Raw genomic sequence first — 24412 nt, 5'->3', positions numbered from 1 at the left:
GTTTATGGGTAAATGGACATGTAGATGCGGGCAAGCAATGAATGACCACCGAGCGCCCGATCCAAATGCTTATTCGGTTTATTCGGATGAGTTGTTTGAAGAAATCATAAATAAAGTTGACGACCATAATAAAATTTCTTATGATGATATTTCTGAAGCATCCTTTTATATGTGGAAGTGCCCTGAGTGTGGTAGTTTTATGGTTTTTGGCGAAGACGGAGAAGGTGATCGATTTACTTTTTATGAGCGCCAAGAAGCAGAAATGGTTGAACTTAAACCTGAACCTCTCTTTGATCCGGCTCAAGAGTTAAATCTTGTTGTGGTTGAGTTTCAGGAGGGAGGGAATGGTTATACTTATATCTGTGAAGACCCAAATATCCATATAGGACACGCTGTAGTTGTCCCAGTGGGGAAGGAAAATACTGAAAAAACTGCTTTAGTTGTACAGAAGTATCATGCCCTACCAAAGGATATCACTTTTCCTGCTGAAAAGTTAAAACGAGTCATCCGTAGGTATTCGCATTTCGACCCACACACTTCAAAAATCGTTTGTAGAAATTTAATTAAGCTTGGAGGAATTCTTGATGCATGCTCTAAAAACGCAAAACCTGCTAATCAGCAATATTATAGTATCAAAACTCCCTTAGGCTATTTCTGGTTAGAATTAAATGGAGTTCCAATTCCAATGAAAATTACGCAGATTCAAGTCAGATATAAAAAGTACCAAGTAGATGGTGCCCTTTATATTAAGCCTTCAGAGATTAACTGTAGAAGATTCTATGAACTGGAATTATGTGCAGATTTTGATATTGATGCCTCGAGATGGATCGATGTTCTTTCTGATGAAAATGTATGGGGCAATAGTTGGGAACTAAATGGTCTTCAATTCGGTATTACTGCAGGGGAATCTCCAGAATTTGAAGACGAAGTTGTTGCAAGAAAATATAGTCGTATCCCACTTTATTATGACTGGCACCCTGAATTTGAAGATTATTATGGCTTCAGTTTAGCTTGGAAAAAATACGAGTCTGATAGCGATTTGTCAATAGATTTCTATACAACGTAAGAAGGTTTTAAAACATTAAACCCTACGTCTTACTTTATACTATGAAATAAAAAACGAACAGCCTCCTTTTCTGAGATACGGAATAGAACATGTTCGTTTTTTTATATCGAATAATACAATTGGTATGTTTTAAAAAAGTAATAGATTTGTTTAAAACACACGATAGACATAAGGATTTTCTGGTTTGTCTACTTTTGTGAAACTCTCAACTTCCAGTGTTGGGAGTTTTTGTTTGAGTTCTTTATGATAGTGGAGGGTCAGGGTTCCTCTGGCGGTAATCCAGGTATTGTCAGGATACTGGCGTGAGTTCCCCTTGGTCAGGAGTCCATATACTCCAGAGTCTGCGATACAGTGGATGATGCCAAAGCGAAAGAGGAACTGGCTATCTGGATGGCTAGGATCGTTATAAACAAAGCCTGTAAACTCGATTTTCTTTCCTTCAAACTCTTGAGGGTAGTCATAGAGAACTTCCATGACCTCCATATAGTTTTCATCAGTGACTTGAATTGTTGCCTGGGAGAGGTATTTATCAGCTGTAGCCCTCATTTCCTTTTCATAAGCAGATTTAGAAAAATAGGTGCTGGTATCGGGTTTAAGGTATTGACTGGATGTTCCTTCGCTTGCCTGAATGGCTGTGTTGATTCCCTCAGCAAGTGGGAAATGATAACCTTTGGCAGATACAGTTCTCGAGTCCAAACTTACTGTCGGAAAGGCAACCCCAATCAACAGAGGTAGTGACAGTAAAAGGATACTGATTCGTCTAGCTCGACGACTTTCCAAATGGCTGTGAGAGTTGATTTTCTTGATCCAGATATAGAATTGAACCAGAGCCAACAGAAGAGAAAGGACCATTGAGATATAGACTAGATAGGAATAGTGGAGGTTAATGTAGTGACTGAGCTTGCCAGATAGCTGCAGATACAGAGTTAGGGCAAAATAACCCAGTAAAATGAAAAATCGGATCATAGCATCACTCCTATCATGTAAGAATAAAGCAAGACAAGCACTGTCACGATGCCCATGAATTGCCAGATGAAGCGCGCTTTGAGATAGTGTTTCATCATGAGGAGATTTTTGATATCGAGCATGGGACCAATGATGAGAAAAGCAAGGACTGGTGCTAGGCCGAAGCTGGAGAGGAGAGAAGCACCGATAAAGGCGTCCGCCTCGCTACAAAGAGAGAGGAGAAAGGCTAGAAACATGAGCAAGAGAATCGCAAGGACTGGACTTGCGCTGATAGAGGTCAAGATCCGAGTTGGGACATAGACCTGCACGATAGCCGCAAAGAGACAGCCAAAGACCAAGTAACGCCCCATATCGAAAAACTCGTCAATAGCTTGTATAAAGACCTGAAAGACCTTTCTAGCAGGAGTCAAGTGTGAAAAGTCATGTTCATGACAAGCGATAAGATTCTCTTTTTGAATGGGTTCCTTCCAGAAAAATCCTAGGAAAATTCCAAGCACCAAAGCAATCACAATAGCTCCCAGAGCTCGCAATAAGGCAAATTTTATTGAATTGCCAAAGGCAGAATAAGTGGCGAAAAGAACGATAGGATTGATGATGGGAGCAGTCACCAGAAAGGGAACCGCTGTGTAGCTGGGCACTTTCTTTTCTAAAAAACGATTGATGATTGGAACGATTCCACACTCACAGGATGGAAAGAGAAAGCCAATGAAGGTACCAAAAAAGATCCTCCCCCAACGATTGCGAGGGAGAAACTCATAAACTTTATCAGGTGTGATATAGACCTCAATCAATCCCGAAATCAGACTCCCAATCAAGACAAAAGGAAGGGCTTCAATCATGATGGAGAGAAAAATAGCTCCCGCTTGTAATACACTAGGAGGAAGAGATTGGAAAACAGTCATCTATTTTTTCTTCTCAACTTTTTCTTTTTTGTTTTTGTCATCTGGGAAAGTGACTTGTGTTAAGTCAGGAAGTTTGGCGAATTCTTCAAACATCTTGTCCAAATCATCCGTTTTTGTAAATTTAACAGCCATAGGCCTACCTCTTTTCTACATTCTACCTCTATTATACTATTATTTTGTGGAAAAGGGATTATTTTTATTTTGATAATCAAAGATGCAAAAACAGGTAAGGCAAAACAAGAGTTGTTCCTTATGGTATAATAGGTTTATGGATAAAAAATATGAAAAAATCTCCCAAGATTTGGGAGTAACCTTAAAGCAAATCGATACTGTTCTAAGTTTGACGGCTGAAGGGGCGACAATTCCCTTCATCGCGCGTTATCGAAAGGACATGACTGGTAGTCTGGATGAGGTGGCGATTAAGGCCATTATCGACTTGGATAAAAGTCTGACAAATCTCAACGACCGTAAAGAAGCTGTCTTAGCTAAGATTCAAGAACAAGGCAAACTAACCAAGGAATTGGAAGCAGCTATTTTGGCAGCTGAAAAATTAGCAGACGTAGAAGAACTCTATCTTCCTTATAAGGAAAAACGTCGGACCAAGGCAACCATTGCCCGTGAAGCTGGACTCTTTCCTCTTGCTCGCTTGATTTTGCAAAACGTAGATGGCTTAGAGAAAGAAGCTGAGAAGTTTGTCTGTGAAGGATTTGCGACTGGTCAAGAAGCCTTGGCTGGTGCGGTTGATATTTTGGTCGAAGCCTTATCTGAAGATGTGACTTTGCGTTCACTGACCTATCAGGAAGTGTTGAGACACTCTAAAATCACTTCGCAAGTCAAGGATGAAAGTCTTGATGAAAAACAAGTTTTTCAGATTTATTATGATTTTTCAGAGACAGTTGGCAACATGCAGGGTTATCGTACCTTGGCTCTCAATCGTGGGGAAAAATTAGGTATTTTGAAGGTTGGCTTTGAACATGCGACGGACCGTATCTTATCTTTCTTTGCTGCTCGTTTCAAGGTGAAAAATGCCTATATAGATGAAGTTGTTCAACAGTCAGTTAAGAAAAAGGTCTTGCCTGCTATCGAGCGCCGCATTCGGGCAGAATTAACCGAAAAGGCAGAAGAGGGAGCTATCCAACTCTTTTCTGACAACCTGCGTAATCTCCTCTTGGTTGCTCCACTGAAAGGGCGCGTGGTTTTAGGATTTGACCCTGCCTTTCGTACAGGTGCCAAGCTGGCTGTCGTAGATGCAACAGGAAAAATGCTGACGACTCAAGTCATTTATCCAGTAAAACCAGCATCAGCTCGTCAAATCGAAGAAGCCAAGAAAGATTTGTCGGACTTGATTGGTCAATACTATGTGGAAATTATTGCTATCGGAAATGGGACGGCCAGTCGGGAAAGTGAAGCCTTTGTAGCGGAAGTTCTGAAAGATTTTCCTGAGGTCAGCTATGTTATTGTCAATGAAAGTGGCGCTTCTGTCTACTCTGCCAGCGAACTTGCTCGTCAGGAGTTTCCAGAATTAACTGTTGAAAAACGCTCTGCTATCTCTATCGCCCGTCGTTTGCAAGATCCGCTTGCCGAATTGGTCAAAATTGATCCCAAGTCAATCGGTGTCGGTCAATACCAGCACGATGTCAGTCAGAAGAAATTGTCTGAAAGTCTGGACTTTGTTGTCGATACGGTGGTTAACCAAGTCGGTGTCAATGTCAATACAGCCAGCCCAGCACTTCTCTCCCACGTAGCTGGACTCAATAAAACTATCTCTGAAAATATTGTCAAATATCGTGAGGAAGAAGGAAAAATCACTTCGCGCGCCCAAATCAAGAAAGTTCCTCGCCTGGGAGCTAAGGCTTTTGAGCAAGCAGCTGGTTTCCTCCGTATTCCTGAAAGTAGCAATATCCTCGATAATACGGGAGTTCACCCAGAAAACTATGCTGCGGTTAAGGAACTCTTCAAACGCTTGGATATCAAGGACTTGAATGAAGAAGCACAAAATAAGCTTAAGTCCCTATCAGTCAAGGAGATGGCCCAAGAACTAGATCTTGGTCCAGAAACCCTTAAAGATATCATTGCTGACCTTCTCAAACCAGGTCGTGATTTTCGTGATTCTTTTGATGCACCTGTTCTCCGTCAAGATGTACTGGATATCAAGGATTTAAAAGTCGGCCAGAAGCTGGAAGGTGTGGTGCGTAATGTCGTTGATTTCGGTGCCTTCGTTGATATTGGGATTCACGAGGATGGCTTGATCCATATTTCCCATATGAGTCGCAAATTTATCAAACATCCCAGCCAAGTAGTGTCTGTTGGAGATTTGGTAACGGTTTGGGTTAAGAAAATCGATACCGAACGTGAAAAAGTCAATCTGTCGCTCCTCGCTCCAGATGAATCTAACTGAGTACGTTCAGTCTGTTTCCCTCGAAGACTTTGGTAGACCTTTTACACACCAAGCCCAGTGGAATTCTCGTCTGCGAACGACAGGTGGACGATTTTTCCCTAAAGATGGGCATTTGGATTTTAACCCCAAGGTTTATAATGAACTTGGTTTGGAAGTATTTCGCAAAATCGTGCGCCATGAACTCTGTCACTATCACCTTTATTTTCAAAAAAAGGGTTATCGCCATAAGGACCGAGATTTCAAGAAGCTTTTGAAAGAAGTGGACGGACTACGCTTTGTTCCCCCTTTGAAGAACCAAAGTAATTTCCTAGTTTATCAGTGTCAATCCTGCCAGCAACGCTATCAACGAAAGAGGAAGATTGATACCAAGTGCTATCGCTGTGGCGTCTGCTGTGGTAAACTCGTCATCCTAAATCGGCCTAAGGACTGATGTTTGTGCCCCCGTTTCATGATATACTACTTGTAAGAATACCGAAAGAGGAACAAATCATGAATACAAAATTTTATAAAATGAGACGAAATCGCATGGTGTCGGGAGTCTTAGCTGGTCTATCAGACAAGTGGAATTTTGATGTCACCTTAGTCCGCTTTCTCTTCGCCATTTTTACCATATCAAATTTTGGAGTTGGTGTGATTATTTACATCATCCTCGCCTCTATCCTGCCAACTAAGGAAGAAATCGAAGCAGAAATGTACGGAACAGGACCACGCAAACGCAAGGAAGCCGAGGCCATTGATGACAATGATGGACGGTTTTGGTGAGTTGGATTTTGAAATAGTTTATAGATAGTTTCCTTATTTCTCAAAGAGGTCAGAAAAAGAAGTGAACCTTAACCCTTGCATCCGCAAGGGTTTTCTTCTTGCCTTTCTTTTATGGTAAAATATTGATAGCAAAATTACTTGATTTTCTTCAATCTTACAAAAATGTAAGATTAAAGTCTCTTTTGTAAGGTTAGGTTATGGCAAGCCGCCTTTTTTTGCGATAAACTAGACTCATAAAGAACAAAGGAGCAAAACCATGAAAAGAATTTTACAAAAGAAAACAAGAAAACCAAGTCAAAAAGATATCGAGCGTGTTCAACTGGGATGCGCTATGATGCAAGCACAGTTTCAAATGATGGGATATTAAGAAGGAGAAAATCATGACACTTTTAGATGTAAAACACGTTCAAAAAATCTACAAAACACGTTTTCAAGGCAACCAAGTAGAAGCACTTAAAGACATTCACTTTACCGTAGAAAAGGGTGACTATGTTGCCATCATGGGAGAGTCTGGTTCTGGGAAATCAACCCTGCTCAACATCCTAGCTATGCTGGATAAACCAACTCGAGGTCAGGTTTACTTAAACGGAACAGACACAGCCACTATTAAAAATTCACAGGCTTCGAGTTTCCGTCGTGAGAAGTTGGGATTTGTCTTCCAAGACTTTAACTTGCTAGATACCCTGTCTGTTAAGGACAATATCTTGCTTCCGTTAGTTCTATCACGAAAACCTATTACGGAGATGATGAAGAAATTGGTAGTGACAGCTGAAAATTTGGGCATCAACCAATTGCAAGAGAAGTACCCTTACGAGATCTCAGGTGGTCAAAAGCAGCGGGTAGCAGTAGCACGCGCCATCATCACTGAACCTGAAATTCTCCTTGCGGATGAGCCAACAGGAGCTCTTGACTCCAAGTCATCTGCAGCTCTTCTAGATGTTTTTGATGAAATCAATGAACGCGGTCAAACCATTCTCATGGTAACTCACTCAACGGCGGCAGCCAGCAGGGCCAAACGCGTTCTCTTTATCAAAGACGGCATTCTTTACAACCAAATCTACCGTGGAGACAAGACAGAGCGTCAGATGTTCCAAGAAATCTCTGATACTTTGACTGTTATGGCAAGCGAGGTGAATTAGTATGTTCCGATTAACCAATAAGTTAGCGGTATCTAACTTGATTAAAAACCGCAAACTCTACTATCCCTTTGCCTTAGCTGTTCTCTTAGCAGTGACCATCACCTATCTCTTTTATTCATTGTCACTTAATCCTAACATTGGCAAGATCCGAGGGGGAGAAACTATCTCTATGACCCTGGCTCTCGGTATGGTGGTTGTTACCATCGCTTCTGGAATTATTGTCCTTTATGCCAATAGTTTTGTCATGAAGAACCGCTCCAAGGAGCTGGGTGTATATGGTATGCTGGGTCTTGAAAAGCGCCATTTGATCAGTATGGTTTTTAAGGAGCTTCTTATTTTTGGTTCCTTAACCTTGACAGCTGGTCTCGGCCTAGGAGCTCTCTTTGATAAGCTAATCTTTGCCCTTCTTCTGAAGCTGATGAAGATGAAAGTGGAACTCGTTTCGACTTTCCAACCAATTGTCTTTATCCTAGTTCTCATCGTCTTTGGAGCTATCTTCCTAGGTCTAATTTTTATCAATGCCTTTCGCATCGCACGCATGAATGCCCTTCAGCTCTCTCGTGAAAAAGCCAGTGGTGAGAAAAAAGGACGTTTCTTAGGCCTTCAAACCATTCTAGGTCTAATCAGTTTGGGAGCTGGTTATTACCTAGCAGTTACAGTTGAAAATCCACTTTCTGCTGTTCTGATTTTCTTCGTAGCAGTTTTGTTAGTAATTTTGGGAACTTATCTTCTCTTCAATGCAGGAATCACAGTTTTCCTACAAATCTTGAAGAAAAACAAGCGTTATTATTACCAACCTAACAACATGATTTCTGTATCCAATCTCATTTTTCGTATGAAGAAAAATGCGGTTGGTCTGGCGACGATTGCTATTCTTTCAACCATGGTCTTGGTGACAATGTCTGCTGCAACGAGTATCTTTAAAGGCTCTGAAACTTTCAAGAAAGTCATGAATCCACATGATTTTGGAATTACAGGACAGAATATTGAAAAAGAAGACATAAATAAACTCCTAGACCAGTATGCTAGTGATAAGGGATTGACTGTTACAAAGAAAGAAGTTCTTACATACAGTAGCTTTGGTGTAGCAAATCAAGAAGGTACGAAATTAACAATCTTTGACAAAGGTCAAAACCGTGTTCAACCGAAAACTGTTTTTATGGTCTTTGACCAAAAAGACTATGAGAATATGACGGGGCAAAAACTCGCACTTTCAGGAAAGGAAGTTGGATTGTTTACTAAAAACAAAGAACTTCAAGGACAGAAAGAACTGACTCTAAATAACCAGACCTACACGATCAAAGAAGAAATCAAAAAAGATTTTATTCTTGAACATGTCCCAAATCAGTACAATATTCTAACTTCGGACTATAACTATCTGGTTGTTCCTGACCTACAAGTCTTTCTTGACCAGCATCCTAATTCTTCCATCTTTAATCAATACTACGGTGGTATGAATGTAACAGCTAGTGAGGAAGAGCAACTCAAACTTGCCAACGACTATTCAAAATTCCTTGGTGATTTTAATAGAGAATTAAGCAAAGAAGGAAGCTATGTTTACGGAAGCAATCTAGCTGATAGCAGTGCGCAGATGAGTGCTCTCTTTGGTGGAGTCTTCTTCATCGGTATCTTCCTCTCTATCATCTTTATGGTGGGAACAGTTCTTGTCATCTACTACAAACAAATCTCTGAAGGCTATGAAGACCGTGAACGCTTTATCATTTTGCAAAAAGTCGGTCTCGATCAAAAGCAAATCAAGCAAACCATCAATAAACAGGTGCTAACTGTTTTCTTCCTCCCTTTGCTCTTTGCCTTCCTACATCTTGCCTTTGCCTATCATATGCTTAGTCTCATCCTAAAAGTCATTGGGGTGCTAGATGCAACCATGATGCTGACTGTCACTCTGTCCATCTGTGCGATCTTCCTCATCGTCTACGTTTTGATTTTTATGATTACCTCAAGAAGCTATCGCAAGATTGTGCAAATGTAAAAAAGATACCTCGATGATTGTCGAGGTATTTCTTTTATTTTAAATGCTAAAGAGTTGTCCCAAGAGGAAGGTTACGCCCATGGTCAGAAGTCCGATACAGAGGTTGCGGATCATAGCTGTTTTCGTAGGAGCCTTGCCTAGTTTAGCACTGGTATAGCCAGTGACGAGAAGGGAAAGGGCCACGATAAAAACAGTAGCAGGAATACGATAGTCACTTGGAAAGACGGTGATTGAAAGCATAGGAGGAAGGCTTCCCAGTACAAAGGCGATAAAGCTAGAGATCGCAGCATGCCAAGGATTGGTAAACTCTTCGTACTCGATACCGTATTTTTCCTCAACCAAGGCTTTGAGTGGATTTTTTAAAAAGGCCTTGTTGGTCAAAAGTTGGGCGGACGTTTCACACTCACCATTTTGTAAGTAAGCAGCATAGAGGGATTGTTTTGCAGATTCGATGTCTTTATCCAAGAGTAATTGCTCTCTAGCAACAGCGGCTTCTTCCGTGTCTTTCTGAGTGGATACAGAGACATATTCGCCGCCTGCCATAGAAAAAGCACCAGCAAGGATAGCGGCCAATCCTGATAAAAAGATAATCCAGATATTGCTTGTCGCACTGGCAACACCGATAACGACTCCAGCAATGGAAATAATTCCATCATTGGCTCCTAGAACACCTGCGCGTAGGATATTGAGTCGGCCTGTAAAGTTAGCATCAATTTCATGTTTTATTTCTGTCATAGTCATCTCCTTTCTCTCCATTATAGAGAAAAGAGTAGGGGAATACAAACTTTTTAAACTATCTGAAAAAAGTTCTACGATTCTAATTTTTAAGACCTTTTTCACTTTACCGATAAAGCACGGCAATACAGTAGCCAATCCTACTGTACTAGTCCTTTTTTAGCTTATCTATGGTATAATAGAAGGTAGATTTATCAATTGGAGAATGAAGGATTTTATGATTAAACTTGTAGCAACCGATATGGATGGAACCTTTCTAGACGGAGAGGGTCGGTTTGATATGGAACGCCTCAAAAACTTGCTTGTTTCCTACAAAGAAAAGGGAATTTATTTTGCAGTTGCCTCGGGTCGTGGCATCTTATCCCTTAAAAAGCTATTTGCTGATGTGCATGATGAAGTGATTTTTATAGCTGAAAATGGGAGTTATGTTGAGTTTCATGGAGAGGATATGTACGAGGCTACTATGTCTCGGGACTTTTACTTGAGCACTTTTGAAGCTTTAAAGCAATCACCTTATTTTGATGAAAGAAAAATGCTTCTGACAGGGAAAAAAGCTTGTTATGTATTGGATACAGTGGATGAGACCTATCTGATGTTTAGCCGTCACTACAATGAAAATATTCAAAAAGTAGCGAGTCTGGAAGCTATCACAGATGAGATTTTTAAATTCACTACGAACTTCACAGAAGATACGATAGAAGCTGGTGAGGCCTGGGTCAACGAAAATGTTCCTGGTGTGAAAGCCATGACAACTGGTTTTGAATCCATTGATATTGTCTTGGACTACGTTGATAAGGGTGTGGCTATTGTTGAGCTAGCCAAAAAACTGGGGCTTAGCATGGATCAGGTCATGGCTTTTGGTGATAATCTCAATGACCTTCACATGATGCAGGTCGTCGGGCATCCAATCGCTCCTGAAAACGCGCGACCAGAGATTTTAGAATTAGCAGAGACGGTGATTGGCCACCATAAGGACCAGTCAGTGATGGCTTATATGGAGGGCTTGTAATGGCAGATATTAAATTGATTGCACTTGATTTGGACGGCACTTTACTGACAACGGATAAAAGGCTGACAGATCGTACCAAAGCGGTCCTCAAAGCTGCGCGTGATCGTGGCATCAAGATCGTACTGACAACAGGGCGTCCTTTGAAGGCTATGGATTTCTTTCTCAAGGAGTTGGGAACAGATGGACAAGAGGATGAGTACACCATAACTTTTAATGGAGGGCTTGTTCAGAAGAATACGGGCGAGATTCTCGATAAAACAGTTTTTTCAATCGACGATGTGGCACGATTGTACGAGGAAACTGAAAAACTAGGGTTGCCGTTAGATGCCATTTCAGAAGGAACAGTCTATCAAATCCAGTCGGACCAAGAAAGTCTCTATGCTAAGTTTAATCCATCCCTGACTTTCGTGCCAGTCGCTTTTGAAGAGCTATCTAGTCAGATAACTTATAATAAATGTGTGAGTGCCTTCCCCCAAGAACCCTTGGATGCGGCCATTCAAAAGATTTCTCCAGACTTATTTGATCAATATGAAATCTTCAAATCGCGTGAACTCTTATTGGAATGGTCGCCGAAAAACGTCCACAAGGCAACAGGGTTAGCGAAATTAATTAAACACTTGGGTATCGACCAAAGTCAAGTCATGGCTTGTGGGGACGAGGCCAATGACCTTTCTATGATTGAGTGGGCAGGTCTGGGAGTTGCCATGCAAAATGCAGTTCCAGCAGTTAAGGAAGTTGCTAATGTCGTTACCCCCATGACCAACGACGAGGAAGCCGTTGCCTGGGCTATTGAAGAATACGTGCTAAAGGAGAATTAGAAGATGGGATTATTTGACCGTTTATTCGGGAAAAAAGAAGAGCCGAAAATCGAAGATATTGTGAAAGAAGCTCTGGAAAATATTGATTTGTCAGAAGAGATTGAAGAAAACCAAACGGTTATCGAAGTAACAAGTCAGGAAGAGATAACAAGGGAAAAAGTAGAAGAAACACTTGCTCAAGAAGAAATTCCTCAAGTCTCAACAGAAGAAGTTATTGAACCAGAAGCAGTCGAAGAAACTGCTCAGGAAGAGGTTGAGCTAGAAGTTGATGAGACAGAGCAAAGCCAAGAGCTTGAAGAATTTTTCGAAGAAGAGAGCCAAGAATCTCTAGAAGCTGGAGAAGAGCAAGCTTTTGAAGTGGTAGAAGAATATCCACGAGTTGAAGAAACGGTTCAGGAAAAATATGACCGCAGTCTCAAGAAAACGCGTACCGGATTCGGTGCTCGTTTGAATGCCTTCTTTGCTAACTTTCGTTCTGTCGATGAAGAATTCTTCGAGGAATTGGAAGAACTGCTCATCATGAGTGATGTCGGTGTGCAAGTTGCTTCAAACTTAACAGAAGAACTACGCTATGAAGCCAAACTCGAAAACGCTAAGAAGCCTGACGCACTTCGTCGTGTCATTATCGAGAAATTGGTTGAACTCTATGAGAAGGATGGCAACTATGATGAACAAATCCACTTCCAAGATGGTTTGACAGTCATGCTCTTTGTTGGTGTTAATGGTGTTGGGAAAACAACTTCTATCGGGAAATTGGCTCATCGCTACAAACAAGCTGGAAAGAAAGTCATGTTGGTTGCGGCAGATACCTTCCGTGCTGGAGCTGTTGCCCAGCTAGCTGAATGGGGCCGACGTGTGGATGTTCCTGTTGTGACGGGGCCTGAAAAGGCTGATCCAGCAAGTGTGGTCTTTGATGGGATGGAACGTGCTGTAGCAGAAGGGATTGATATTCTCATGATTGATACAGCAGGTCGTTTGCAAAACAAGGACAACCTTATGGCCGAGTTGGAAAAGATTGGTCGCATTATCAAGCGTGTCGTTCCAGAGGCACCCCATGAAACCTTCCTGGCCCTTGATGCGTCAACTGGACAGAATGCCTTGGTACAAGCTAAGGAATTTTCTAAGATAACACCATTGACAGGAATTGTTTTGACAAAAATTGATGGAACTGCCCGAGGTGGTGTTGTACTAGCTATACGCGAAGAACTAAATATCCCTGTAAAATTGATTGGTTTCGGTGAAAAAATCGATGATATCGGGGAATTTAACTCAGAAAACTTTATGAAGGGTCTTTTAGAGGGCTTGATTTAATACAAAATAAATATCCTGCAAGTTAATCTTGCAGGATATTTTTGCTATTCTAAACGTCCATCTTCACGATAGGCGATATCTGGTTGCCAGGTCCATTTGGCTCCATACTTCTCAAGTAAGTCAAAGCTAGCTTGTGGACCCATGCTCCCAGATTTATAATCGTAGAGTGGAGCTCCGTTTTCAGCCCAGAGTTTTTCAATACGGTCAATCAATTTCCACGAAGCACTTACCTCATCCCAGTGGCTAAAGTTGGTAGAGTTGTTATTCAAGACATCGTAGATTAATTTCTCGTATGGGTCTGGTGAGGCTCCAGTAGCAGTAGCATCAGTACGGTAATCCAGAGAGCTTGGAGCCAGGTTAAATTCTTCACCGACTTGTTTCCCATTTAAGCTAAGAGAGAAGCCTTCAGTTGGTTGGATATAGATGGTCAAGATATTTGGTGCCAATGGTTCTCCGAAGATAGAGTCCATTTGCTTAAAGACGATATTGACATGAGTTCCTTTTTCGGTCAGGCGTTTCCCTGTACGGAAGAAGAAGGGAACACCACGGAAACGATCGCTGTCTACAAAGAAGGCACCAGATGCGAAGGTTTCTGTTGTAGATTCAGGATCGACGTTTGGCTCGCTACGATAGGAAATGTATTTCATGCCATCGATTTTACCAGAGCGATATTGACCACGGATAAACTGTTCTTTCAATTCTTCCTCAGTTGGATGATAGAGGTTTTTAAAGACCTTTATCTTTTCAGCACGAATCTCATCTTTTGTAAAGCTAGCTGGTTTGTCCATGGCTAGAAGAGAGAGGAGTTGAAGAGTATGGTTTTGCACCATATCACGAAGGGCACCAGATTGATCGTAGTAGCCACCGCGTTCTTCAACACCCAAACGTTCCGCAAAGGTAATCTGAACATTATCGATGTGTTCGCGATTCCAAACATTCTCAAAGATCATGTTAGCAAAACGAACAGCAAAGATACCCTGAATCATCTCTTTACCTAGGTAATGGTCGATACGGTAGATTTGCTCTTCATCAAAGGCCGCAAGAAGATCTTCATTGAGTTTGCTAGCTGTTTCGTAGTCTGTACCAAATGGTTTCTCAACGATCAAGCGCTCAAAACCTTTGCCATCGACAATATTTTCAGATTTGAGGTGCTTGGCAATGGTTCCAAAGAACTGAGGTGCCATAGACAAGAAGAAGAGCTTATTGTGTTCAGCTTGGTATTTTTCATTCAGCTCAGCTTGTAATTGGCGCAAAGCAATGTAATGTTCCGTATCATTCACATCATGGCTTTGATAGTAGAAGTGGCTAGCAAATTCTTGGGCTTGCTCGGTACTATCTGCCAAGTCAAGGATGGACTCGACAACTACAGATTCAAAATATTCCTTACTCCAAGGTCTACGAGCTGTTCCGATAACAGCAAAATGCTCAGAGAGATTGCCTGATTTATAGAGCCTGAAAAGGGAAGGGTAGAGTTTGCGTTTAGCTAAATCTCCACTCGCACCGAAAATTGTAACAATAACCTTTGATGACATCTAGCTACCTAATTTCTATATTTTTTCCTAGTTGGACTAGGGATGAGATTTTCTCATTGTCATAGCTTTTATTTTATCATAATTTTCAAAAAAATCAAAAATCCAATACGCAATTAAAAAACTGTAAGGAGAACCTTACAGTTTTGTTTTATACGTTTAAGACCTTGTCCAAGAACTCTTTTAGACGAGGGTGTTGCGGGTTATCAAAGATTTGATCTGGTGTCCCATCTTCTAGGAATTCACCATCAGCCGTAAAGATAACACGGTTGGCCACCTGACGAGCAAATCCCATCTCGTGGGTTACGATGATCATGGTCATGCCTTGCTCTGCCAATTCCTTCATAACGTTTAGTACATCTCCGACCATCTCAGGGTCAAGAGCGGAAGTTGGCTCATCAAAGAGCATGATATCAGGATTCATGGCAAGTCCACGAGCGATGGCTACACGCTGTTTCTGACCACCTGAAAGACTATCTGGATTGGCATTAGCTTTATCTGCTAGTCCAACCTTTTCAAGCAACTCCATCCCCAATTTCTCAGCTTCTTCTTTGGTCATTCGTTTGTGTTCAATAGGTGCAAAAGTGATATTTTCTAGAACGGACATGTGAGGGAAGAGGTTGAAGTGTTGGAAAACCATTCCTACGTTCTCACGAACATGGTCGACATTGGTTGATTTGTCAGTCAAATCATAACCGTTCACAGTGATGTGGCCACTCGTTACCTCCTCGAGAAGGTTAAGGCTACGGAGGAAAGTGGATTTACCAGAACCGGAAGGACCGATGATACAGACAACATCCCCTTCATAGAATTTAGTCGTAATGCCTTTTAAAACTTCGTTTTTTCCATAATACTTATGCAAATCATTTACATCAATTTTTAGTTTTGCCATTAACGAATCCTCTTTTCTAAGCGTTTCGCTAGTCTAGTCAAAAGCGTGATAATTACAAGATAGAAGATAGCAAGGATTGCATACATCTTGAAACTTTGGTAGTTACGGGCGATGATGATCTTACCAGTTTGGAAAAGTTCCACCAAACCGATAGCAGACACGATGGTTGTATCTTTAAGAGCGATAACGAATTGGTTGACAAAGTTTGGCAACATCAATTTAGTCGCTTGTGGCAAGATAATCTTACGCATGGTTTTTCCATAAGAGATACCAAGACTGCGACTGGCTTCCATTTGCCCAACTGGAACAGCTTGAATCCCACCACGAACGATTTCAGCGATATAAGCTGCCGCATTGAGTGAGAGGGCGATAGTACCAGCTACAAAGTCATTGATTGGACTTTGTTGGCCTGTAATGGACTCGATGAAGTTTGGAATACCCCAGAAGATGAAGGCTGCAAGAATCATCAAGGGAATACCACGGATAACGTCAACGAAAATCTCAGAGATTAAGCGAAGAGATTTGTATGGGCTAACGCTAAACATACCAAAGATAATCCCGATGACAATGGCAATTGCAAATGAAATAAGAGCTAGAGCAAGAGTGATTCCAAGTCCACTAAGAAGTTGTTTGTAGTTGTTTTGAAGCAAGCCCCAGATAGTTGTTTCGTCAACTGTACTTGTAGAGTCAGTTGAAGTTTCGCTAGCTAGATACTTGTCAAGAATCTTTTGGAATTCTCCGTTAGCTTTGAGGTTCGCAAGTCCATTATTGAACATCTGGATCAATTCTGGGTTTGTTCCTTTTTTAACCGCAAAGGCTGTTTCACCGATTGGAGTTCCAGCGATTGGTGTTTTCAATTTTTGACCTTGGCTGATAGAATATTTGAGAACAGGCTCATCATCCATCACGGCATCGATAGATCCAGTATTCAGACTGTCATACATTGATGCGCCATCTGCAAAGGTTTTAATCTTATAGCCGTATTTGCTTTGATTTTCAGTAAGGAACGTTTGAGAAGCAGTTCCGTTTTTAACACCGACAGTTTTATCCTTGAGGTCTTCATAAGAAGCAATTGTGCTTGATTCTTTCACACCGAGAATCGTATTTGCTGTGTAGTATGATTCTGAGAAGTCAAAGGTTTCCTTACGAGCATCTGTTACAGACATACCAGCAATGATACCATCTGCTTGTCCAGCTTGAACAGCACTGATGGCTGCGTCAAATCCTGGGTTGGTAATTTCAATTTCAAAACCTTGATCTTTGGCAATGGCCTTGATGAGGTCCATATCAATACCAGTGTATTGATTGCTTGAATTTTGAAAGACGAATGGGGCGAAAGATGAGTCGCTAGCAATAATGTACTTGCTTTTCACTGGAGTAGCTTTTTGCCCAGCAGCAGTAGTTGTAGTTGGGCTTGCCGTAGTTGTAGAAGCAGTCCATTTCTGGATGATTTGCTCCAAGCTACCATCCTTCTTCATTTGTACTAGGGCTTCGTTAAACTCGGTAACCAAGTGTTCATACTTGCTCCCTTTCTTGACACCAAAAGCAAAGCTTCCAACAGCCTCGCCATCCATATTGATGCTGAGATCTTGTCCTTGGTTAATCGCATACTCAATAACAGGTTTATCATCCATGATGGCATTTACAGCACCAGCACTTAGACTGTTATTCATCAAATCACCTGTATCAAAGGTTTTGATAGAGAAACCGTATTTATCTTTGATACTTTCGAGGAAACGTTGGGCGGCAGTTCCGTTCTTAACTCCAACTGTTTTTCCGCTAAGTTCCTCATATTTGGTGATTTTATTTGCCTTTGTGGTAGCAATGACAACTTTTGTATCATAATAGGTATCGGACATGGTAAAGACATTTTCACGTTCTTTTGTTTTTGTCATACCTGCCATAATAGCATCTGCTTGACCTGACTGCACTGCATTTACAGCTGCGTCAAAGCCAGGATAAGACATTTGGATGTTCCATCCTTTGATTTCTGCGACTTTATTGATAATATCAACATCAATCCCTTTGTAGGTTTGATCTGAATCTTTAAACTCAAAAGGCGCGTAAGCTGTATCAGACACAATCTTAACAGTATCAGCTTTTGCCATACCTAGTGAGAAAATGGGAAATAAAATGAGCAAACATGCTAGTATTTTTTTCTTCATTTTTAGTCTCCTTTTCCGAATATTTTTCCATTATACCAGAAAAAAGGTGAAAAGGCAAATTTTATGAATTTTATGTAAGAAAATATAACATCTATATTTTCTTTTCCTTCTTGAATTGCTACTATAAAATGATATAATAATAGTATGTAATAGAAGAAATGAGGGCAGGAACATGAAGAATAAAAGAATATTTAAAGACTTCCAATCTTCCCAAATGAGTTTAAATATTTACACAAGTCCTTTGTTAGCCTTTGTTTTTGTCTTTATAGGAGAGTTTGTTGCATATACTTTGTATGGTATTAGCTTGTTAGCTCTCATCGGACTTGCTAGAAATTTTGGAGAGGCTGGTCAAAATCTTGCAACTTACTTGCAAACCTTGCAGCAGAGCTTGACGGATAAAACAAGTGACTTTCGTTTAATTTTAGCATTGCTGTCCTTTGGTTTTATTCTCAACACTGTGTTCAGATGGACTAAAAAAGTTGAGAAAAGATCTATTAGAACCTTGGGATTTTATAGAGAAAATTTCCTTAGCAGTCTTCTGAAAGGATTTGGCCTAGGTTTGGCACTTTTTCTTCTGACCTTGTTAGGTTTGGTGGTCTTGGGGCAATATCGTTTGGAATCCATTCGCTTGAATCCTTATTCGCTTACTTTTGTCGTCTTTACTATCCCATTTTGGATTTTACAGGGGACAGCAGAAGAAGTGGTGTCCCGTGCTTGGCTTCTTCCACAATTGGCCTCAAGAACCAATCTAAAACTTGCTGTTGTCATATCTAGCATATTCTTTACCCTGCTTCATGTGGGAAATTCTGGTCTAACACCTCTATCTCTAGTGAATCTCTTCTTATTCGGAGTTGCCATGGCTCTTTACCTTCTCAAAACTGATATAGTTTGGGGTGTTGCAGGTATTCATGGAGCTTGGAATTTTGCTCAGGGCAATCTTTTTGGCATTTTAGTTAGCGGTCAACCGTCAGGAACGTCTCTGATGACCTTTTCACCACAAGGCAATCAAGTTTGGCTATCAGGAGGTTCTTTTGGGATTGAAGGTTCTATCATGACAAGTTTAGTCTTGTTACTTCTGATTGTCTATCTCGCTAATCAATTAAAGAAAGAAAATGAAAGGATGTGACTTAGGTCCGTCCTTTTCTTCGTGAAAATGCTATAAGTATGCTAAAATAGGAATAGCACATGGAGAGAGGATTCTTATGATCAATCGGATTACAGATAATAAATTTAAACTAGTATCAAAATACGAACCTTCAGGAGATCAACCCCAGGCAATTGAGCAGTTGGTCGATAATATCGAGGGTGGTGAGAAGGCTCAAATTCTGATGGGGGCGACGGGTACAGGGAAGACCTATACCATGAGTCAGGTTATTTCCAAAGTCAATAAACCAACTTTGGTCATTGCCCATAACAAGACGCTTGCTGGTCAGCTCTATGGGGAATTTAAGGAATTTTTCCCTGAAAATGCTGTTGAGTATTTTGTATCTTACTATGATTATTACCAACCCGAGGCTTATGTTCCTTCGAGCGATACCTATATTGAAAAGGACAGTTCTGTTAATGATGAGATTGACAAGCTCCGTCATTCAGCGACTTCGGCTCTTCTGGAGCGTAACGATGTCATCGTCGTGGCTTCAGTCTCTTGTATCTATGGTTTGGGTTCGCCAAAGGAATATGCTGATAGCGTCGTTAGTCTCCGTCCAGGTCTTGAGATTTCTCGTGACAAACTCTTGAATGACTTGGTCGATATACAGTTTGAACGCAATGATATTGATTTCCAACGGGGAAGATTTCGCGTTCGTGGGGATGTGGTGGAGATTTTCCCAGCTTCCCGTGATGAACACGCTTTTCGAGTAGAGTTTTTCGGGGATGAGATTGACCGTATCCGTGAAGTTGAGGCTTTGACAGGTCAGGTATTGGGAGAAGTCGATCATTTGGCGATTTTCCCTGCCACTCACTTTGTGACCAATGACGACCACATGGAAGTTGCGATTGCCAAGATTCAAGCAGAGTTAGAAGAGCAGTTAGCTGTCTTTGAGAAGGAAGGCAAACTGCTGGAAGCCCAGCGTTTGAAGCAGCGGACAGAGTATGATATTGAGATGTTACGTGAGATGGGCTATACCAACGGTGTTGAAAACTACTCACGCCACATGGATGGTCGTAGCGAAGGAGAGCCTCCTTATACGCTTCTTGACTTCTTCCCAGATGATTTCTTGATTATGATCGATGAAAGTCACATGACCATGGGGCAGATTAAGGGCATGTACAATGGAGACCGTTCGCGTAAGGAAATGCTGGTTAATTATGGTTTTCGTTTACCGTCAGCCCTGGACAATCGTCCTTTACGCCGTGAGGAGTTTGAGAGTCATGTTCATCAGATTGTTTACGTTTCAGCAACACCAGGTGACTATGAAAATGAACAGACCGAGACAGTGATTGAGCAAATCATTCGTCCGACAGGGCTTCTAGACCCAGAGGTGGAAGTTCGTCCAACTATGGGACAGATTGATGACCTCCTAGGCGAAATCAATGCCCGTGTTGAAAAAAATGAACGAACCTTTATTACCACCTTGACCAAGAAGATGGCAGAAGATTTGACCGACTACTTCAAGGAAATGGGCATCAAGGTCAAGTATATGCACTCGGATATCAAGACCTTGGAGCGGACGGAGATTATCCGTGACCTACGCTTGGGTGTCTTTGATGTCTTGGTCGGAATTAACCTGCTCCGTGAAGGGATTGACGTTCCTGAGGTAAGTTTGGTTGCTATTCTCGATGCTGACAAGGAAGGCTTCCTTCGTAACGAACGTGGCCTCATCCAGACCATTGGTCGTGCTGCTCGTAATAGCGAAGGGCATGTCATCATGTATGCGGATACCGTAACCCAGTCTATGCAACGTGCCATCGATGAAACGGCCCGTCGTCGGAAAATCCAGATGGCTTATAATGAAGAGCATGGTATCGTACCTCAGACAATCAAGAAAGAAATCCGTGACCTTATTGCCGTAACCAAGGCAGTTGCCAAGGAAGAGGACAAGGAAGTCGATATCAATAGCCTCAATAAACAAGAACGCAAAGAACTCGTCAAAAAACTCGAAAAACAAATGCAAGAAGCTGTCGAAGTGCTTGACTTTGAATTGGCAGCTCAGATACGTGACATGATGTTGGAAGTGAAGGCGTTGGGGTAGAGAGGCCCTTAAGTCAAATTTAATTAGCCAAATTGCTATGCCCTTGTTTCAGTAGTCTAGATATGAAGAAAACGGTGAAAATGAATAAAAGAAATTCAAATACAAAAAAGAATCTATCAAGGAAAGAAAGTTTTCAGCATTGGCTAGATTCTCATAAAATTATAGGTTTCTTCCTAGTCCTTGGTCTAATCTTAGGAATAGGACTAGGTATTAATTTTAGTTTTAAAAGCCTCCCACTTCCCTCACCATACAGAGATATTAACTATAGTTTTCCATTATATGCAAATCTTTTTTGTCTGGTCTACAGAATATTTGACTATTGGTTTTTAGATTTATCCAGGTTAAGGATGACTCTAACCAGATTTGCTGGATTGTTCATCTATCTTAATAGTATCGGTTTAGTGGTCCATCTATTTTTAGGAGTTAGTGGAAAAAACAGTAAAGGGATTTTACCATCTCTCTTATCACTAGATTATCGCTACATCTGGTTTCCTATCGTAACTTACATGCTATTCTTTTTCTTAGGATTGGTCATTTTAATTCTTGTTAAACATTTAGAAAAGAAGAAGTAATGCCTCTTTCACCTATTCTTGCCAATATAGGCCATTATATATAATTATCACTGTCAGAGTATCTTATCATAATACCATGACTTAGTTAATGCTTTTATCGTGAAATCCCCAAAAATACAACAAAAATATATTTTAATAATTTAGAAAGCGAGCGAATCCATGTCTCGAGCACAAGCAACCATTTTAACCAACATCTGTCTAATCGAAGATCTAGAAAATAAGCGAATAGTCATGCAATATCGCGCTCCTGAAAACAATCGCTGGTCTGGCTATGCCTTTCCAGGAGGTCATGTTGAGAACGGCGAGGCCTTTGCCGAGTCCGTCATTCGTGAAATATACGAAGAAACTGGTCTAACGATTCAGAATCCCCAACTGGTCGGTATTAAAAATTGGCCCTTAGATACAGGTGAACGCTACATCGTCGTTTGCTATAAGGCGACAGAGTTTACTGGAAGTCTTCAATCGTCCGAAGAAGGAGAAGTATCTTGGGTGCAAAAAGACCAGATTCCAAACTTGGATCTGGCCTATGATATGTTGCCTTTGATGGAAATGATGGAAGCACCTGACAAGTCTGAGTTCTTCTATCGTCACCGTACAGAGGACGGCTGGGAGAAAGAAATTTTCTAGTCTTTTACCAAATAACCTAACTGATCCAAGGCCTCCTCGATATAGTGGAGGTCTTGTTGTGTCTCAGCTTCAACAAGGTGGTAATGGATGCCGTCTGTCAATTCAGAAAGGGGTCTAAAGTCAGAATTCTCGACTTGTTCCAGAAAGTGCTGGACATCTCGGCGGCAGGTGAGTTTGAGGTGGGTTTCAATTTCGCCATAAACGGGATGATCGATTAAGATATTTTGAACGCGTCCGCCATTATCTACAATGGCTAGAAGTTCCTGCCCGATTTCTTCCAGTTCATGTTTCACTTTAAAGAGTTTGTGGACGTAGGGAATGGCATCATTTTCTTTGTAGATATAACCACGATTGGTGGATAGGATAGGAGCCCCATCTGCTCGGAGAATAGCGATATCCTGTACAATGACTTGGCGCGTAACATGAAAGTGTTCAGCCAAGGTTTGACCATTGAGAGCTTTTGGCGCCTCTTTTAATAGTTTGAGAAGAGCTTGTTTGCGATCCGTTGTCATAGTTTTTCCTTTTAGCGACGTTTTCGAAGCACTTTATAGACAGCTAGTGCTAATGTATAGTCTACCATACTATGGACAATTGTGCCAAAGCCAACTAGGACGAAGAGAACATAAAACATATTTTCAACGTTTGTCCCTGAAGTAGCATAGAAGATGATACAAGCTAGTACTTCAGCGATAGCGTGAACAACACCCAAAACAAAGTTAAAAATCCAAGATGCCTTTGGTTTATCCAAGGTTTCAGGGAATTTCTTTAAGTACAAAGCCCCCAAAGTACCAAAAACGATGTGAGAAAAGGCGCGTAGGACAATAACCATAGGGTAGCCTGCCATCAGGAAACCGAGACTAGAAGCAATAATCACAAAAGCAGCCATCAAAGGTGAAAGAAACATGGCGATAAAGATGGGGATATGACTTCCCAAGGTGTAAGAAGCCGGTGGGATAACGATTTTAAAAGGCATAATGATTGGAATCAAAATCGCTATTGCAGTGAGTAGGGCAGTCATAGTCATAAACCGCGTTTTTTTCCGTATATCCATAAGAACCTCCATTTATCTGTATATACACAAGTATAGTACAATAAATCACCAATCAAGTCAAGAAGCATTAGTGATTTTTAATGGATATTTGATTAAATGTGGTAAAGAAAGAATACTGGGAACTTAATTCTTATGTTTTAACTACTAAACTCCACCTTCAGGACGAAAGTGGAGTTGTTTTTTTATTTCTTCAAGGTTTCGAGACGTGGGACAATCATTACAGTCAAGATGGCTGAGATAACCAATTCGGCGATTGAGTTTGTAGAGATAACAGTTGCTAGGAGTTTTTGGATATTGCCATCGAAGACATTTCCAAAAAGGAAGAAGATTCCACCAAGGACAAAGACGGTGTTGGTAAGGGAACCAAGGGCACCAGCTAGGATTAGCCCAGTTTTATTTTTCATCAGTTTATAAACCAAGTAAGGTGTCAGACCGATCAAAACGCGAGGGACAATAGCGATAATCGCAGAATAGATGTTTCCGTTCGGTACGAATGGAGAAAAGAGGTAGCTGGTTGGAAGGATGGTAATCGTGTTTACCGTTAAGCTCAATAGCCCCATAAGAAAACCAAGTGTAACTCCAACGCGAGGACCATAGATGATACTAGCAATAATGATTGGAATATGAACGATAGTTGGTTTAATTGGAAATGGGAAAAGGTTAAATAGGAGAGAGCTCAAAAAGTGGATAACGAGCATAACTGCAAAAAAGATAGCAATTGGAGCAATGTTAGAGCGTTTGTTCATCGAGGGTTTCCTTTATTCTTTCTAATATTGTATTCAGGTCAGCTAGGGCGCCTTTGCCGTGATCGCCACAGGCTAGTAGAGATTCCTTTGGAGAGATAATCTGATAACCATAGGTCTCTAATGTTTTTAGATTAGCCTGAGTCGCCGGATGGTCATACATTTTTGTATTCATGGCTGGCGCTAAGAGTTTGGGGATGTGACTTGGTAGGGCAAGCGCTGTGCTTGTCACCATGTTGTCCGCAAAACCGTGCGCAAGTTTTGCAATGGTATTAGCAGTAGCGGGGACGACGATAAAAAGGTCGGTTCTTTTGCCTAGTTCGATATGATTGACTTGATTAGGAGCGGGTTCCTTCATGACATCAAGGTGGACAGGATTTTGAGAGAGGACCTGTAGTGTCAACGGTTGGATAAACTCTCTCGCTGCCTCAGTCATTAGGACAGTGACCTGATGGCCTTGTTTCTTCAAGGAACTGACCAGGTCAGCTGATTTATAGGAGGCAATGGAACCTGTCACTGCAATGAGGATATTTGCCATGGCTTTCC

24 protein-coding genes are annotated in these 24412 nt (G+C 41.2%); 13 read left to right on the top strand and 11 right to left on the bottom strand.

Annotated features, from left to right (window positions below; genetic code table 11):
• Nucleotides 1-4: 4 nt before the first annotated feature.
• Nucleotides 5-1066: a hypothetical protein gene (locus PG086_RS05225; protein WP_270748018.1), complete on the top strand. Its 1062-nt coding sequence runs from the start codon at nucleotides 5-7 to the stop codon at nucleotides 1064-1066.
• 150 nt (nucleotides 1067-1216) lie between these two features.
• Here PG086_RS05225 and PG086_RS05220 read toward each other — a convergent pair whose 3' ends face one another.
• Genes PG086_RS05220 through PG086_RS05210 form a run of 3 tightly spaced genes read right to left on the bottom strand, consistent with a single transcriptional unit; the run spans nucleotide 1217 to nucleotide 3066 of the window.
• Nucleotides 1217-2032 carry a TIGR03943 family putative permease subunit gene (locus PG086_RS05220; protein WP_270748016.1) on the bottom strand — a complete coding sequence of 272 codons (816 nt, stop codon included), beginning with the start codon at nucleotides 2030-2032 and terminating at the stop codon, nucleotides 1217-1219.
• On the bottom strand, nucleotides 2029-2934 hold the full coding sequence (locus tag PG086_RS05215) for a permease (protein ID WP_270748015.1): 906 nt from the start codon (nucleotides 2932-2934) through the stop codon (nucleotides 2029-2031). Before PG086_RS05215 ends, PG086_RS05220 begins: the two co-directional genes overlap by 4 nt.
• Nucleotides 2935-3066 (bottom strand): SPJ_0845 family protein, encoded by a 132-nt coding sequence (locus PG086_RS05210; RefSeq protein WP_000268697.1) that lies wholly within the window; start codon nucleotides 3064-3066, stop codon nucleotides 2935-2937.
• Between the two features lie 136 nt (nucleotides 3067-3202).
• On the opposite strand from PG086_RS05210, the gene PG086_RS05205 reads away from it, so the two are divergent.
• The 5 genes from PG086_RS05205 to PG086_RS05185 all read left to right on the top strand — a co-directional run bounded on the left by PG086_RS05205 (nucleotide 3203) and on the right by PG086_RS05185 (nucleotide 9223).
• Nucleotides 3203-5332: a Tex family protein gene (locus tag PG086_RS05205; RefSeq protein WP_270748014.1), complete on the top strand. Its 2130-nt coding sequence runs from the start codon at nucleotides 3203-3205 to the stop codon at nucleotides 5330-5332.
• Nucleotides 5319-5762 (top strand): SprT family protein, encoded by a 444-nt coding sequence (locus PG086_RS05200; protein ID WP_084920749.1) that lies wholly within the window; start codon nucleotides 5319-5321, stop codon nucleotides 5760-5762. Before PG086_RS05205 ends, PG086_RS05200 begins: the two co-directional genes overlap by 14 nt.
• 59 nt (nucleotides 5763-5821) lie before the next feature.
• Entirely contained in the window at nucleotides 5822-6094 is a 273-nt protein-coding gene (locus tag PG086_RS05195; RefSeq protein WP_007516821.1) for a PspC domain-containing protein, read from the top strand.
• A 380-nt stretch (nucleotides 6095-6474) separates the two neighbouring features.
• Nucleotides 6475-7233, top strand: a complete 759-nt coding sequence (locus tag PG086_RS05190; protein ID WP_000173369.1) for an ABC transporter ATP-binding protein — start codon at nucleotides 6475-6477, stop codon at nucleotides 7231-7233.
• A 1-nt stretch (nucleotide 7234) separates the two neighbouring features.
• On the top strand, nucleotides 7235-9223 hold the full coding sequence (locus tag PG086_RS05185; protein WP_000489341.1) for an FtsX-like permease family protein: 1989 nt from the start codon (nucleotides 7235-7237) through the stop codon (nucleotides 9221-9223).
• A gap of 39 nt (nucleotides 9224-9262) precedes the next feature.
• On the opposite strand, the gene PG086_RS05180 is transcribed toward PG086_RS05185, so the two are convergent.
• Complete coding sequence (locus PG086_RS05180; RefSeq protein WP_270748010.1) at nucleotides 9263-9958, bottom strand: VIT1/CCC1 transporter family protein; 696 nt, start codon at nucleotides 9956-9958, stop codon at nucleotides 9263-9265.
• 217 nt (nucleotides 9959-10175) lie between these two features.
• Between PG086_RS05180 and PG086_RS05175 the strand changes: the two genes are divergently transcribed.
• From PG086_RS05175 to ftsY, 3 genes are read left to right on the top strand one after another with little or no spacing between them, the layout of a single operon-like run.
• The gene (locus PG086_RS05175) at nucleotides 10176-10967 is read left to right on the top strand and encodes a Cof-type HAD-IIB family hydrolase (protein WP_270748009.1); all 792 of its coding nucleotides are present in this window, start codon (nucleotides 10176-10178) and stop codon (nucleotides 10965-10967) included.
• Nucleotides 10967-11785: a Cof-type HAD-IIB family hydrolase gene (locus PG086_RS05170; RefSeq protein ID WP_270748008.1), complete on the top strand. Its 819-nt coding sequence runs from the start codon at nucleotides 10967-10969 to the stop codon at nucleotides 11783-11785. The genes PG086_RS05175 and PG086_RS05170 overlap by 1 nt, the downstream gene beginning before the upstream one ends.
• Before the next feature lie 3 nt (nucleotides 11786-11788).
• Nucleotides 11789-13096, top strand: a complete 1308-nt coding sequence (gene ftsY, locus PG086_RS05165) for a signal recognition particle-docking protein FtsY (RefSeq protein ID WP_270748006.1) — start codon at nucleotides 11789-11791, stop codon at nucleotides 13094-13096.
• Between the two features lie 44 nt (nucleotides 13097-13140).
• Here the strand turns inward: ftsY and zwf are convergent, their stop codons facing one another.
• From zwf to PG086_RS05150, 3 genes are all read right to left on the bottom strand, one after another.
• Nucleotides 13141-14628 (bottom strand): glucose-6-phosphate dehydrogenase, encoded by a 1488-nt coding sequence (zwf, locus tag PG086_RS05160; RefSeq protein WP_270748004.1) that lies wholly within the window; start codon nucleotides 14626-14628, stop codon nucleotides 13141-13143.
• Nucleotides 14629-14776: 148 nt separating this feature from the next.
• Nucleotides 14777-15517 carry an amino acid ABC transporter ATP-binding protein gene (locus PG086_RS05155; protein ID WP_007516801.1) on the bottom strand — a complete coding sequence of 247 codons (741 nt, stop codon included), beginning with the start codon at nucleotides 15515-15517 and terminating at the stop codon, nucleotides 14777-14779.
• Nucleotides 15517-17682 (bottom strand): ABC transporter substrate-binding protein/permease, encoded by a 2166-nt coding sequence (locus tag PG086_RS05150; RefSeq protein WP_270748001.1) that lies wholly within the window; start codon nucleotides 17680-17682, stop codon nucleotides 15517-15519. The genes PG086_RS05155 and PG086_RS05150 overlap by 1 nt, the downstream gene beginning before the upstream one ends.
• A gap of 172 nt (nucleotides 17683-17854) precedes the next feature.
• Here PG086_RS05150 and PG086_RS05145 point away from each other — a divergent pair, with 172 nt between their 5' ends.
• The 4 genes from PG086_RS05145 (at nucleotide 17855) to PG086_RS05130 (ending at nucleotide 22072) form a co-directional block, all read left to right on the top strand.
• Nucleotides 17855-18808, top strand: coding sequence for a CPBP family intramembrane glutamic endopeptidase (locus PG086_RS05145; protein ID WP_009730216.1), 954 nt, complete (start codon nucleotides 17855-17857; stop codon nucleotides 18806-18808).
• A 76-nt stretch (nucleotides 18809-18884) separates the two neighbouring features.
• Complete coding sequence (uvrB, locus tag PG086_RS05140; RefSeq protein WP_061588208.1) at nucleotides 18885-20873, top strand: excinuclease ABC subunit UvrB; 1989 nt, start codon at nucleotides 18885-18887, stop codon at nucleotides 20871-20873.
• Between the two features lie 62 nt (nucleotides 20874-20935).
• Nucleotides 20936-21445 (top strand): hypothetical protein, encoded by a 510-nt coding sequence (locus tag PG086_RS05135; RefSeq protein ID WP_084850887.1) that lies wholly within the window; start codon nucleotides 20936-20938, stop codon nucleotides 21443-21445.
• A 159-nt stretch (nucleotides 21446-21604) separates the two neighbouring features.
• Entirely contained in the window at nucleotides 21605-22072 is a 468-nt protein-coding gene (locus tag PG086_RS05130) for an 8-oxo-dGTP diphosphatase (protein ID WP_084850888.1), read from the top strand.
• Here the strand turns inward: PG086_RS05130 and PG086_RS05125 are convergent.
• The 4 genes from PG086_RS05125 to coaC form a co-directional block, all read right to left on the bottom strand.
• Nucleotides 22069-22584 carry a transcription repressor NadR gene (locus PG086_RS05125; RefSeq protein WP_270748000.1) on the bottom strand — a complete coding sequence of 172 codons (516 nt, stop codon included), beginning with the start codon at nucleotides 22582-22584 and terminating at the stop codon, nucleotides 22069-22071. The genes PG086_RS05130 and PG086_RS05125 overlap by 4 nt on opposite strands.
• A gap of 11 nt (nucleotides 22585-22595) precedes the next feature.
• The gene (locus PG086_RS05120) at nucleotides 22596-23123 is read right to left on the bottom strand and encodes an ECF transporter S component (protein ID WP_000354646.1); all 528 of its coding nucleotides are present in this window, start codon (nucleotides 23121-23123) and stop codon (nucleotides 22596-22598) included.
• A 182-nt stretch (nucleotides 23124-23305) separates the two neighbouring features.
• On the bottom strand, nucleotides 23306-23869 hold the full coding sequence (locus PG086_RS05115; RefSeq protein ID WP_270747998.1) for an ECF transporter S component: 564 nt from the start codon (nucleotides 23867-23869) through the stop codon (nucleotides 23306-23308).
• Nucleotides 23853-24404, bottom strand: coding sequence for a phosphopantothenoylcysteine decarboxylase (gene coaC / locus PG086_RS05110; RefSeq protein WP_084850889.1), 552 nt, complete (start codon nucleotides 24402-24404; stop codon nucleotides 23853-23855). Before coaC ends, PG086_RS05115 begins: the two co-directional genes overlap by 17 nt.
• Nucleotides 24405-24412 lie beyond the last annotated feature (8 nt).

It is taken from the genome of Streptococcus halitosis, assembly GCF_027691175.1.
GTDB classification, from domain to species: Bacteria; Bacillota; Bacilli; order Lactobacillales; family Streptococcaceae; genus Streptococcus; species Streptococcus halitosis_A.
Note: the sequence above shows the minus strand (reverse complement) of the source record. Positions and strands in the feature narration are given on the sequence as shown.